The organism is Exiguobacterium mexicanum, from assembly GCF_005960665.1.
Classification (GTDB): Bacteria; Bacillota; Bacilli; order Exiguobacteriales; family Exiguobacteriaceae; genus Exiguobacterium; species Exiguobacterium mexicanum_A.
Genome location: NZ_CP040676.1, coordinates 1,736,990 through 1,749,240, shown reverse-complemented (window position 1 = coordinate 1,749,240; position 12,251 = coordinate 1,736,990). Strand labels below are relative to the sequence as shown.

Here is a 12,251-nt window from a genome sequence, read left to right as displayed (position 1 = left end):
TGACCGTAAACTTTCTCCCAACCTGTGATCTGTATAGATACTCGGGTACGATGTTTTCCGTCCCCGCGGGAAACATCGAAAAAACCCACGGCTCCCCGGCCGTGGGTTTTGTTGTGTCATTTATTCGTCGCCCAAGCTTCGCCGCTGCAGCCCGGGACAGGCCGGCAACGTTGTTGGAGCGACAGTTTTTTTAATTCTCTTTCGATGACAGGCTTGTCGAGCTCTAAAATGAAAGCGAGCTCGGTAATCGTTGAGGCGTCATAGTGTCCTAACACTTTCTCGACGCTCCAATCGGTCTCACGGGTCGGTACATAGCCGAGCAGTTCGGCCATGACAGCCTGATAGACGTCATACGGATAGAGTCCTTCGATTTTGAGCGCCTCGTCACGCGTGACGAACGTCAAGGCGGGAAGCGATTCGATTTCCCAGTCTTTCAAGATCTCATGATCGACCGCCAGTGCGCTCAGCAGTTGATTGGATTGGATATCGGCAGCCAACTCATCGATGTCGAGTCCATAACTGACGAACGAGCGGGCGATTTCCCATAAGTCGCTGTCGCTAGAGCCATCCTTCAAAAAGATATCGTTAATATGCAGATGGCGCATGAAGCGCATCGCATGACGTTTCCCTTGTAACTCCATAGCCTTGATCATCGTGAGAAGGCGAACCTCTTCTTGACATCCGCCAACACAACTAGGAACCGTCGAAACCATACGGAAACGAATCAAGTGCCCGTATTCAAGTTCGAGTTTTTTAATGAGTGTCATCACGTGAAGCCCGTCTGGATCTGAGATGTCCATGAAATAGAATAACTCTAATGGCTTATATGTTACTTGGATAGAAGATTCTTCCAATGAACAGGATGACTCATTACATTGTTCAAGTTCCATTGTGTCGCCTCCTCTCGTAAACAAAAATCAAATATATCGTATGCTCATTGTAGCAACGAAAAAAAAAGGTTGGCAACGTATCTGCTCAACCTTGGTTTCGACGCATCTTTTCTTCCATGAATCGAACGATTTTATTTTTGGCGGGCCGGAGGGGAATGCCATGGCGATGAAGAAGCTGTTCGAACGCGATTTTGCCCTTCGCTTCATCGGTCACTTCAAATTCTATTTCATAGTCGTGAATCTCCAAATAATGACTTTCGTCGAGGACGAGCAGACCGTCTGGTGTCTCGATTTCCGCGCGTTTCGTCTCAAGGCGACCGAGATGTTCGAGCGGGCCGGACAAGTCGAACGCGGCGAGCGCCTCTTTCATTTGGTCGTCATGGATGATGCCGTATTTGAACAAGTTTTCGGCCTCTGCCTCATTGATTGGGGCATGCGTCTCGAGCAGTCCAACGTCATGCGGTTGTTTGAGTGTCAACACTTGGCCATGTTTTTTCTCGCGAATTCGTAGGGCGGCGCCGTGCTTCTTCAGTTCGAACGTCGGTGTATCGAAATAGTCATTCGCTTGCCATTTCACTTTGTCCGTTAAATCGTAGGCGGTGAGCAAGGTCTCATACTCGTCTTTCGTCAACATCGATTTGAATTCAATTTCCACTTCTTGGGTCATAAATCATCGCTCCATTCTATGAACAATTGTTCGTTTATGATACCATACAATCGGATACATACGGAAAAAGCAGGGTTTTCCGAAATGAACGAAAGTGGTGACAGCATATGCAATCAATGGATTGGGATCAATTTTTAGTGCCGTATCAAATCGCGGTCGATGAACTGAAAGTTAAATTCAAGGCGATTCGGAAACAATATAAATCTCAAAACGACCACTCACCGATCGAGTTTGTCACGGGACGGGTCAAACCGGTCGGTAGCATTCTCGAGAAGGCGAAGCGAAAGCAAATCCCTTACGACAAGTTGTCGACGGAGATGCAAGACATCGCCGGACTCCGCATCATGTGCCAATTCGTGGACGATATCGTCCACGTCCTTGAACTGCTCCATCACCGGACCGACTTTAAAATCGTCGAGGAACGTAACTATATCACGAACCAAAAGGAATCGGGCTACCGCTCTTACCATTTGATTCTCGAATACCCGGTTCAAACGATTCATGGCGAGTTCCCGACGCTTGTCGAAGTACAAGTGCGGACGCTTGCGATGAACTTTTGGGCAACGATCGAGCACTCGCTCAACTATAAATACGACGGGGATATGCCGGTCGAGGTGCAGGAGCGCCTGCGCCGGGCGGCTGAAGCGGCATTTTTGCTCGATGCCGAGATGAGTCAGCTCCGCGTCGAGATTCAAGATGCACAGCAAGTGTTCCGGGATAAAGAAATGAACGTCCAAACGGACCAAGACTAGGGGGCCAAGGCATGCAGTTTGCGATTGTAGCACGGGGAGACGCGCGTTCGGCCGATATTGCGCGCGAGTTGACGAATAAATTGACCGAAGCGGGGCATTCGGTCTCGAAAGAGCCGCGGATCGTCGTCTCGGTCGGTGGGGATGGGACGATGCTCCAAGCGTTCCACGAATATATCGACCGGCTCGATGATACGCTGCTCGTCGGGATTCATACGGGCCATCTCGGTTTTTACGCCGACTGGCAACCAGACGAGCTCGACGAGTTGACGGAAATGATCACGAGCGAATCGTTCGAACCGGTGTCTTATCCGCTCGTCGAGGTGCTCATCGATTACGAGGACGGGACGACCGAACGACAACTCGCCATGAACGAGTGTACGATTAAAAACTATAAACGTACGCTCGTCTGTGACTTGTCGATTCGCGACGATTATTTCGAGACGTTCCGCGGTGACGGGTTATGTATTTCGACACCATCCGGGTCGACAGCCTATAACAAAGCACTCGGGGGTGCCATCGTCCATCCGTCGATTGAAGCAATCCAAGTGACGGAGATGGCGTCAATCAATAACTTGGTGTACCGGACGATCGGTTCACCGCTCTTGTTGCCGAAGCATCATCAAGTGAAGATCGAGCCGCACACGAAAACAGAATTCGAACTCGCGTTCGATCACCAAGAAGCATTGTCGTGGTCGAACGTGCGCTCGATTCGCTGTGCGGTCGCGAAAGAAAAAGTGACATTTGCCCGGTTCCGCCCGTTCCCATTTTGGCGACGGGTCCGGGAATCGTTCATTGAGGAAGGGAAGTAACCGATGTACGGATTCACATTGCATCGCGTCGCGGGGGCGAACGTCCCGCTGCGCGATTTTTTAATGACAGACTGCGGCATCTCGCGCAAGATGTTGACCCAAATCAAACAAGGGGGGCTCATCCTCGTCAACGGAGAGCCGCGGACGGTACGTTATGACATCAGCGAAGGAGATGATGTGACGGTCCATTTCCCGGTCGAACAGCCGGCGGAGACGATGGTCCGCTCGTCACGCCCGCTCACGATCCTGTTTGAGGACGACTATTTGCTCGCCGTCGATAAACCGGCTGGGATCGCGACGATCCCGTCCCGGCTTCATCCCGACGACACGCTTGCCAATGCGGTGCTCGGATATTACGAGCGAATCGGATTACAGTCGGCGATTCACGTCATCAATCGACTCGATCGTGACACGAGCGGCGTCGTCTTGTTCGCAAAATATGCGTACGTGCACCATCGGTTCAGTGAATTGCAACAGACCGGGGGCTTGTCACGGACGTATCTCGCTCTCGTCGAAGGTGAGGTTTCGCCACAGACGATTGACGCTCCCATCGGCCGTGCCCCGGATTCAATCATGGAACGAATCGTGACGGTAGACGGACAGCACGCCGTGACCCATATTCTCGAAGTAGAGCCGCACGAGGCATATACAGCGCTGACGATCGCCCTCGAGACCGGACGGACGCATCAAATCCGCGTCCATCTGCGCCATATCGGGCATCCGCTCCTCGGGGATACGATGTACGGTGGTAAGACCGTACTCGACCGTCACGCGCTCCACAGCGCCTCGGCGACGTTTTGCCACCCGATGACGGGCGAGAGACTCGTCATTGAGGCGACATACCCGCATGATTTTCGACTTGAAGCATAATACAAACAGTCCCGCACTCAGCTGAGCGCGGGACTGTTTTTCAATCGTCGTCGAACATATACGATTTTGATTTCGACGCGACGTTCATGACGAGGCCGATGGCAATCATGTTCATGATGATCCCGGTCCCGCCGTAACTGATGAACGGTAACGTCAGACCGGTGATTGGAAGGACACCGATCGTCATGCCGATGTTCTGGAAAATTTGGAACGTGAACATGGCGATGACTGCGGTCACGATGTAACTGCCGAACGGACTGCTTGCCTCAAGCGCGATATGAATCATCCGGTATAAGAACAGGAAGAAGACGATTATCACGATGGCCGCACCGATGAACCCATAATGTTCAGCGATGACGGCGAAAATGAAGTCGGTCTGCGACTCCGGCAAATAGACCAAACCTTGACCGTACCCGGCCCCGAACATTTGACCGGACCCGATCGCCTGAAGCGATTTAATCAATTGGAACGCCAAGTCGTCGGAATACTCATACGGATAAATCCACGCTTGGAATCGATTCAAGGCGTGTCCCGGAACAAAGCTTTGCAACACCTCGAAATGGGAGAAGAACAAGTACATGAAACCGCCGATCGTCACGGCAGCGGCGCTGAACAGACCGAGCAACCATTTCCAGCCGATTCCGGAGACGATGATGATGGCCCCGAGCATCGTGATGAGAACCAGCCCGGTCCCTAAATCCGGTTGCGTCACAATCAGTCCGAGCGGCGGAATGGCGAGTAGGACGAGCTTCATTAACAGCCATGTGTCCTGTTGGGATGAGCCGTAGCGTTTATTATGGTCGTAGACGATCGTAGCCATGGAGATGAGCAAAAACAACTTCATGAATTCGGCCGGTTGAAAACTGAAACCTGGCACGTTGTACCAGCCGTACGCCCCGTTGATGTTTGGAACGAGTGTCGTATCCCGGAGCGGTATCAAGCCCACTAGCAGCAAGAGCCCGAAGGAATAGAGATACCAGTGAATTTTTCGCAACTGTTCGTACTCGATCGTCATGATGGCGAACATGGCCACGAACCCGATGATGTAACGGATTCCTTGATCGAATGCGAAGTTGATATGTTGTAATCGTGTCGGCAACATCGGTTGTGCCGTGTAAATGGCGCCAAGGCTTATGACCATCAAGAAAAAGACGATTGTCAAAAGTGTCGTGTCTAAACTTCTTAAATAAGATTGAATGCGGTTCATGATGAAGTCGTCTCACCCTTTCTATACGTATTTTATCTTACCGTAAGTTAAAAAAATCGCAATACGTTACGCGCTAGTTGACAAAACAGACACCATTCTGTAATCTGATAACAGATGTTATAACCAGGTACTAAAAAGGGGAGTTTACGATGTCAATCTATCCAACGTTAACGAATAAGACGTATGTCGTCATGGGAATTGCCAATAAACGCTCGATCGCATGGGCGATCGCGAAGACGCTCGACGCGGCAGGTGCGAAGCTCGTCCTTACGTATGCGGCCGAACGCTTCAAATCAGGTCTTGAGTCGCTTGCGGCCGATTTGAACGGAGAGGCCCTACTTTTAGAATGCGACGTCACGAACGACGAAGCGATCGATACGACGTTCCGTATGATTCACGAACAAGCAGGGCCGATTCAAGGAATCGTCCATTCAATCGCATTCGCTGACAAAGAAGCACTACGCGGCGAATTCTCGGAAATGACGCGCGGGCAGTTCGCGCAAGCGCTCGACATTTCGGCGTACAGTTTGACAGCAGTCGTCAAAGCGGCCAAGCCGTATTTCGCAGAAGACGCTTCGGTCATCACACTCACGTACCTCGGCGGTGAGCGCGTCGTCCCGAACTACAACTTGATGGGTGTCGCAAAAGCAGCCCTCGACTCGAGCGTTAAATACTTGGCGAACGAGTACGGACCTCACGGCGTCCGCGTTAACGCGATCTCGGCAGGACCGATTCGCACGTTATCGGCCAAAGGTGTCGGCGACTTTAACAGCATTTTGTCTGAGCTTGAACAGAAGGCGCCACTGCGTCGCAACGTCTCGGCAGAAGAAGTGGCCTCGACGGGCTTGTTCTTGTTATCGAGCATGAGCAGCGGTGTGACAGGAGAAGTCATCCACGTCGACAGCGGTTATCATATTTTGTAAATATAGGGGAAGGGCGCAGCGATGCGCTCTTTTTTGTATTATTCCGACCTGATTTCGGGTAAGGACCTGTGAAGGAGGTTGGATCATGGGTCCTTATCAGATTGATTTCACGGTCGTCCAATATGGAAATCGCCAAGTTCAACCGACAGAACGGGCGAATATCGAGCCGGTCACGCGGATTCAGCGTGTCCAACGAATCCGGCCGCGCCAAGAAGAATGGCTAGAAGCCGAACAACAAAACAGCCCCGGTCGATTTGTCGACCGGAGCGTGTAATCTTATCCGCGGAACCGGAACGTCTCATAGACGTTCCATGTTTCGTTTTCGAGCTCATACATGACGGCCATACGGTTGACCGTTTCCTCGAAATGAACTTGCTCCATGCGCATCCGTTCGAGCACGTCGAACAGTTCGGCATCGGTCAAATCTTGCCCGATGGTGATGTGCGGGAGAAACTCGTATTTGGGAGGCTGGTTGAGAAGCCCCTCGTGGAGCTTGTCTTGGAGCGCTGACAGTTCGCGCGTCGGCAACACTTTTAAGTAGAGGACGTTGTTCGTCGGTGCGAACGAGCGGACCCCATCGATTTTTAATTGGATCGGTTTGGTCGAGTCCGCGACTTGTTGCAAATACTCGAGCACTTTCGGTAAATCGGCTTCGTTAATCTCCGTGCGTTCCTTGATTGTCACGTGTGGTGAAATCAAGGCGTACTTCGTATCGTACCGCTTCCGATACGAGTTGGCGAAATCTTGAACTTGTTTTGATGGAAATAAGACTACCCCAATCTTCATTCCAGTTCCCCCTTTATAAAGTGGTCTACTTTTTTATGATGACCGATTTATTGAATGAAGTCAAAGCGGGCTTAGTCTTTTTTTCGAGTTTTCAGTATAATAGAGGTTGAGTACTTCGGGAGAAACCTTCTCGAGATGAAAGGATGTGTAGCGGGAGTGTTCCCGCCTAGATGATGAAACATGTACCACACTCACGAGACGTACGCGAGGCCGCACGGGCTCGCTTGATTGAACGGGGCGTATCGATTGAATCGATCGCCGAGATCGTCTATCAAATGCAGGCGCCGTATTCGCCACACTTGTCATTGAAAGACTGCACGGAATCGGTCGAGGCCGTGTTAGATAAACGAGAGCTCCAACATGCGATTCTCGTCGGATCAGAACTTGATATTCTCGCCGAACGCGGACAGTTGTCTGAGCCACTGTTGTCAATCGTGGCATCGGACGAGGGCTTGTTCGGTGTCGATGAGACGATTGCCATCGGGGCCGTCAACACATATGGTTCCATCGCCGTCACGACGTTCGGATACTTAGACAAAGCGAAAATCGGCATCATCAAACAGCTCGACACGAAAATGGAAGATGGTCAAGTCCATACGTTCATGGACGACCTCGTCGGCGCGATCGCGGCGAACGCATCGGGACGCTTGGCGCACCGCTTGCGCGATATGACCGATTTTGGCGAAGACGAGATGCGGGAACGGAAAGGCTTGTATTAATGACACCGCGCTCAAACATGTTGGCGATCACCGGGGCGATCAGTTTCGTGCTCTTCTCGGTGGTCGTTGTTTTAGGTTGGGTGGTGCCGGTTGATCGCTTCGTCACGTCTACGCTTGACCCGCTCGCCGGTCCGCTGTTCGTCTATGTGACCGAGCTCGGCAGCGTGAAGGTATTGATCGGCCTGTCGTTTATCGGCATGCTTTATTTTTTGTGGCGGGGCGACCGGTTCGAGGCGTTTCGTTTACCGATTGTCGTCATTACGACGCTACTTGTGACGCAAGGGCTGAAACTCATCTATGGTGTCGACCGGCCGTCGATCGATGCGGCGCTCGACGCGACGACGTACAGTTTCCCAAGCGGTCATGCCTCAGGGTCACTCGCGTTGTATGGACTGCTCGCCGTATTGGTCTATCGACGGAATGAGACCGTCGCCGGCTTGATTCTGCTCGTCACACTGACGTTGGCCGTCTCGTTCAGCCGGGTCATCTTGAACGTCCATTATTTTAGTGACGTCATCGGAGGCTGGCTCGTCGCCCTTGTCATCGTGGCGGGGTCAGAAATGGTAAGGAGGAAACAAATTTGATTCTTGTAACACAAGTCGAAACATGGTTGTTTATGGACCGCGACCGGGCTGATGAGGCGGAAGCGCCGACGATCCTGGTCGAAAAGGATGCGTCCGGAGCCAAATCGTTCACCGCGATGCGGACATTGTTCCAACTGAAGAAATGGACAGGGCAACACCGCTTCGTGCCGCTCTTGTCGTGTGATGAAGCGGCTTATCGAGCCTACGAGGTGTTTCATGTCGATGCCAAGCCCCCGTTCGCCATCCTTGAATCGGGACATGTATTGATGAAGGACAATGAGCGGGATGAGGCCTATGAAGGCGCCCTGCGCGACGCAGGTGTCACGACAGACCGCGAGCGGATCGCGTTCGCAGCGGATTACCTTGAACGGGAACTTGGTGAACCGGTCATACTCGCCATCGATGAGGCGATCACGTCGCATCCCCGCGTGCCAGATGACGTATGCGTACCGGGAAATGTGATGCAGACAAGTGAACGGCTGTTCGCTTGGGCGAACCGACAACAAGCAGAGAGAGGTGACGCACGATGAACGAGTGGGAACAAAAGATCCAAGCACTACTCGACGGTTCGGTCGAAGAGTTACTCGTGCCAAAAGACGATTTTTTGACGGTCCGCTCGCTGTTGATCGACAAGGGCTGGATGTTTGAAGTCGTCGGGGAAGCGAAACACGGGGGCGTCACAATTTATCGGAAGAACAAACAAAGCGCGTCCTCTTAAGAGGAACGCGCTTTGTTTGTTTAGGCATTTAGGCGTTAGAAGCCAATTTGATTTTTTGTCGTTTTAACTTGTGTAATAACCAGGCATGTAACACTTCACAAGAATGGTGAGGAAGGGTCAGTTCAACGAGCGGGTGTGACTGACCGAATATAGTGAAGCGCGAATGGTCCTCGTCGAGCATCGATACTTGAATATTGGTCGCTTCTTGAAGCGAAATCCGTTGCTCGCCGGCTACTGCATCTTTTAGTTTCAGCATTTTTCCATTCGTCGCAAACTTGGTGAACGAAGACATTCCCTGTACTTTCAGTTGTTCCATCTCGTGTATCTATCCATCCGCATGATGAATAGATTTTCACCTCGCTTTCTCTATATTGCCTTCCATTCCTCCAGAAGGTTATTCCTAGTATACCGTCCTCGCGATAAAAGAAAAGACTTAATTTAACGAAAAATTAAGACAATTTGTTATCAATTTTTAAAAATAGTGTCACAGGCGCATCGCTAAAGGATTTAAGGTGTAATCCGTATGGGTGGGATAACAAAAAAGAACCTGATGAGATCAGGTTCGACAAAGATTCATGCAGGGATGAACTCAAAAGCGTTCGATCTCCCACGTGCGCCGGCGATACGTCAATTGTCCCTTCAACGCAATCGATTCCTTCTTCGCGTCAAAATCTTCCTCGAGGACGGACATGTCCTCGTAACGTCCCGCGACATAGAAGGCGATCGACACGTGGCGATTGAATAGACTCCGTTTCGTATGGTCAAAATCGATGATCAAGCCTTGCGGTGACAACGCCAAAATTTCATCGATAACCGGGAGGGGGATGGGGACAAAACTGATGTTACGGATGTCCCGATCGAGTTTGCTTTGCAAGACGCTTTGGAGAAACTGGCTAATCGTCGACCAGTCTCTGATGTAGAGGCTGCTGTGACGGTCGTTCGACTCGTTGAAGAAAGCGATCTCGTTTTGAATCGAGTTGAGGAACGGCCCCTTCAAACCTCGTTCCATGTGGCTGAGGAACAAAATCTCGGCGATTTCATGGTCTGATAACGATTCGAGTAGGTGGTAGTCGGGAAAGTCGATAGCAGTGAAGCTTGTTTGATTGTTTAAGTATTTCGTCGAGAACGTCGACAGTTCGTGCGCCTCGATATAGCGAAACCGGGTCCGGGACGACTGTCTCATCCCTTTTATGTCCGTGCGACAGATGATCATCGGGCGAGCGAGTGATAGCGCCTCGGTGACATCGCTCAGCGTCACGCCGTGAAGTGTGAAACGTTGCAGTTCTCGGTCTTGTTTAATATAGAACAACTGTTTTGACATGTTTATCCCCTCAGTTCAAAGTCACTATAGTTTGATTTTAGCAAATCCCTATCGAGTGCGCCATGTTTGAGCGGTTCGGGAGGATTGAGATGATGGTTTTTTTGGGAAAATGGTTATAATTGAGGAAAAGAAGCAGAAAGGCGGATTCCATATGTGGGGGTTGAAAAAAAGTTTTCCTGAACTCATAACGAGTCGGTTCATTTTAAGAGAACTCGAACCCCGTGACGCGAGGGCGCTCTATGTGATTCTCTCGACCGAGGAAGTGATGCGCTATTACGGGTCTGACCCTTTATTGGCCGTATATGAGGCGAAGAACGTTATCGCTTATTTCAAAGACCAGTTTCAACAAGGCAAAGCGATCCGCTGGGCGATCTGCGACCGTGAGACGAACGAACTGGTCGGGACCATCGGCTTTCATAACTGGACGCCCCAATACTTTCGTGCCGAGATCGGCTTTGAGGTTGCGCCAAACCACTGGCGTCGCGGCGTCGCGCATGAGGCGGCATCGGCCGTCATCCGGCACGGGTTCGACGAGTTCAAGTTTCATCGCATCTCGGCGCTCGTCGCCCCGGAAAACGAAGGGTCGAACCGGTTGGTGCAGAAGCTTGGATTCACGGAAGAGGGGCTACTTCATGATTATGCCTATAGTCATGGCCGTTTCATGGACTTGACGATGTATCGTCTCTTGAAAGAGGAATGGAATGAGAGGGAGGAAAGATGATGAGACAACTTGTGCTGTTACACGGTTTATGTGGGTCACCTGACTACTTTGAGGAACTTATCCCGTTGCTTGATGCGGAAGTATATGCGCTGACGCTGCCAGGTCATGCTGGAACCGAAGCAGGACCTGAGACGATGGACCAGTTCGCGGATTGGGTGGTCGCCGAGATGCGGCTCCGAGAACTCGACCGGCCGATCGTGCTCGGCCATTCATTCGGCGGCTACATCACGACAAACCTCGTCCGCCGTTATCCGACCGAGTTGTCGGGATTCGGTTTGATCCACTCGACGGCAGCGGCTGACCCGGAAGAAGCAAAAGCCAAACGCAATCAAGCGATCGAACGAGTGATGGAAGAAGGGGTCCATCCGTTCATCGATACGATGATTCCCGGCGTGTTTGCGGCTGATTCCGACACTAGCTTGATTGAACGCGCGAAACAAATCGGGTATGAGATGTCGAAGGAAGGGGTCATGTCTGCCCAGCTCGCGATCCGCGATCGGGCCGACGAAACGGAGACCGTGCGTGAAACGGGATTGCCCGGACTATTCCTCTATGGAGACAAGGATCCGAACATGGACGCGGATCGTGCTTTTTTAGGCGCAGAACATCACACGAAACAAACCGTCCCAAGCAGCCATATGGGGATGATGGAGGAGCCTGAATTAGAAGCGCGACTCATCAACGATTGGCTTAAGGAGGTGCGACATGTCTAAATTCAAACTTGTCGCCGTGTCAGGGAGTCTTCGGAAAGCGTCGTTCAATACGGCGTTGCTCCACTCGATTATCGAGCTCGGCCGTGACCGCTTCGATGTCGAAATCGCTTCGATTGAGATGCCGCTCTATAACGACGACTTGATCGATCCGGATGAACCCGAAGTCGTGCGCGACTTCAAACGAGCTGTGCGTGAGGCGGACGGTCTGCTCGTCGTCACCCCGGAATATAACCACAGCATCCCGGGTGTGTTGAAGAACGCAATCGATTGGCTGTCGCTCGAACCAGGCACGCCGCTCCGTGAGAAACCGGTCATGATTGCCGGGGCGTCTCCGGGCATGCTCGGGACGGCGCGATGTCAAATTCATCTCCGTCAAGTATTTGCCACAAATCGCGCTAACGTTTTACCAGGAAATGAAATCTTTATCACGCATTGTAAAGAAAAGATTGATGATACTGGATTGCATGATGAAAAGTCGCGGCAACAAATCGACCGAGTATTATCGGAGTATTACAATTGGATTGAATTTTGGAAGCGTCAAGCAAAAAAATAACTTGAAGTCGCCCTGATT

Annotated in this window: 18 protein-coding genes; 12 read left to right on the top strand and 6 right to left on the bottom strand. The window is 51.4% G+C overall.

What is annotated here, in order from left to right; translation table 11 throughout:
* Positions 1-116: 116 nt before the first annotated feature.
* Positions 117-890, bottom strand: a complete 774-nt coding sequence (locus FED52_RS09400; protein ID WP_138859691.1) for a DsbA family protein — start codon at positions 888-890, stop codon at positions 117-119.
* An 85-nt stretch (positions 891-975) separates the two neighbouring features.
* The gene (locus FED52_RS09395) at positions 976-1,557 is read right to left on the bottom strand and encodes a CYTH domain-containing protein (protein WP_205729338.1); all 582 of its coding nucleotides are present in this window, start codon (positions 1,555-1,557) and stop codon (positions 976-978) included.
* A gap of 107 nt (positions 1,558-1,664) precedes the next feature.
* On the opposite strand from FED52_RS09395, the gene FED52_RS09390 reads away from it, so the two are divergent.
* The 3 genes from FED52_RS09390 to FED52_RS09380 are packed head-to-tail and all read left to right on the top strand — an operon-like array spanning position 1,665 to position 3,988.
* Positions 1,665-2,309, top strand: coding sequence for a GTP diphosphokinase (locus FED52_RS09390; RefSeq protein ID WP_034776960.1), 645 nt, complete (start codon positions 1,665-1,667; stop codon positions 2,307-2,309).
* An 11-nt stretch (positions 2,310-2,320) separates the two neighbouring features.
* Positions 2,321-3,118 (top strand): NAD kinase, encoded by a 798-nt coding sequence (locus tag FED52_RS09385; protein WP_034776962.1) that lies wholly within the window; start codon positions 2,321-2,323, stop codon positions 3,116-3,118.
* 3 nt (positions 3,119-3,121) lie between these two features.
* Positions 3,122-3,988, top strand: coding sequence for an RluA family pseudouridine synthase (locus FED52_RS09380; protein ID WP_138859690.1), 867 nt, complete (start codon positions 3,122-3,124; stop codon positions 3,986-3,988).
* 40 nt (positions 3,989-4,028) lie between these two features.
* Here the strand turns inward: FED52_RS09380 and FED52_RS09375 are convergent, their stop codons facing one another.
* Entirely contained in the window at positions 4,029-5,195 is a 1,167-nt protein-coding gene (locus FED52_RS09375) for an FtsW/RodA/SpoVE family cell cycle protein (RefSeq protein WP_034776964.1), read from the bottom strand.
* 149 nt (positions 5,196-5,344) lie between these two features.
* On the opposite strand from FED52_RS09375, the gene fabI reads away from it, so the two are divergent.
* The gene (gene fabI, locus FED52_RS09370; RefSeq protein WP_138859689.1) at positions 5,345-6,118 is read left to right on the top strand and encodes an enoyl-ACP reductase FabI; all 774 of its coding nucleotides are present in this window, start codon (positions 5,345-5,347) and stop codon (positions 6,116-6,118) included.
* Between the two features lie 85 nt (positions 6,119-6,203).
* Positions 6,204-6,392, top strand: coding sequence for a hypothetical protein (locus FED52_RS09365; protein ID WP_021066964.1), 189 nt, complete (start codon positions 6,204-6,206; stop codon positions 6,390-6,392).
* A gap of 2 nt (positions 6,393-6,394) precedes the next feature.
* Here FED52_RS09365 and FED52_RS09360 read toward each other — a convergent pair whose 3' ends face one another.
* Positions 6,395-6,904, bottom strand: coding sequence for a YjcG family protein (locus tag FED52_RS09360; protein WP_138859688.1), 510 nt, complete (start codon positions 6,902-6,904; stop codon positions 6,395-6,397).
* Between the two features lie 173 nt (positions 6,905-7,077).
* On the opposite strand from FED52_RS09360, the gene FED52_RS09355 reads away from it, so the two are divergent.
* The 4 genes from FED52_RS09355 to FED52_RS09340 are packed head-to-tail and all read left to right on the top strand — an operon-like array spanning position 7,078 to position 8,925.
* Positions 7,078-7,623: a phosphatidylglycerophosphatase A family protein gene (locus FED52_RS09355; protein WP_034779805.1), complete on the top strand. Its 546-nt coding sequence runs from the start codon at positions 7,078-7,080 to the stop codon at positions 7,621-7,623.
* Positions 7,623-8,207: a phosphatase PAP2 family protein gene (locus FED52_RS09350; protein WP_138859687.1), complete on the top strand. Its 585-nt coding sequence runs from the start codon at positions 7,623-7,625 to the stop codon at positions 8,205-8,207. Before FED52_RS09355 ends, FED52_RS09350 begins: the two co-directional genes overlap by 1 nt.
* Complete coding sequence (locus tag FED52_RS09345; protein ID WP_138859686.1) at positions 8,204-8,737, top strand: hypothetical protein; 534 nt, start codon at positions 8,204-8,206, stop codon at positions 8,735-8,737. The genes FED52_RS09350 and FED52_RS09345 overlap by 4 nt, the downstream gene beginning before the upstream one ends.
* Positions 8,734-8,925: a nucleotidyltransferase family protein gene (locus tag FED52_RS09340; protein ID WP_138859685.1), complete on the top strand. Its 192-nt coding sequence runs from the start codon at positions 8,734-8,736 to the stop codon at positions 8,923-8,925. Before FED52_RS09345 ends, FED52_RS09340 begins: the two co-directional genes overlap by 4 nt.
* Positions 8,926-8,953: 28 nt before the next feature.
* Here FED52_RS09340 and FED52_RS09335 read toward each other — a convergent pair whose 3' ends face one another.
* Both FED52_RS09335 and FED52_RS09330 read right to left on the bottom strand, forming a co-directional pair.
* Positions 8,954-9,241, bottom strand: coding sequence for an FHA domain-containing protein (locus FED52_RS09335; RefSeq protein ID WP_138859684.1), 288 nt, complete (start codon positions 9,239-9,241; stop codon positions 8,954-8,956).
* 273 nt (positions 9,242-9,514) lie between these two features.
* The gene (locus FED52_RS09330) at positions 9,515-10,246 is read right to left on the bottom strand and encodes a hypothetical protein (protein ID WP_138859683.1); all 732 of its coding nucleotides are present in this window, start codon (positions 10,244-10,246) and stop codon (positions 9,515-9,517) included.
* A 151-nt stretch (positions 10,247-10,397) separates the two neighbouring features.
* Here FED52_RS09330 and FED52_RS09325 point away from each other — a divergent pair, with 151 nt between their 5' ends.
* From FED52_RS09325 to FED52_RS09315, 3 genes are read left to right on the top strand one after another with little or no spacing between them, the layout of a single operon-like run.
* A complete protein-coding gene (locus FED52_RS09325; RefSeq protein ID WP_034776985.1) occupies positions 10,398-10,967 on the top strand; it encodes a GNAT family N-acetyltransferase in 570 nt (189 codons plus the stop codon).
* Positions 10,967-11,680: an alpha/beta fold hydrolase gene (locus FED52_RS09320; RefSeq protein WP_167491814.1), complete on the top strand. Its 714-nt coding sequence runs from the start codon at positions 10,967-10,969 to the stop codon at positions 11,678-11,680. The genes FED52_RS09325 and FED52_RS09320 overlap by 1 nt, the downstream gene beginning before the upstream one ends.
* Positions 11,673-12,233, top strand: coding sequence for an NADPH-dependent FMN reductase (locus FED52_RS09315; RefSeq protein ID WP_138859681.1), 561 nt, complete (start codon positions 11,673-11,675; stop codon positions 12,231-12,233). The genes FED52_RS09320 and FED52_RS09315 overlap by 8 nt, the downstream gene beginning before the upstream one ends.
* Positions 12,234-12,251 lie beyond the last annotated feature (18 nt).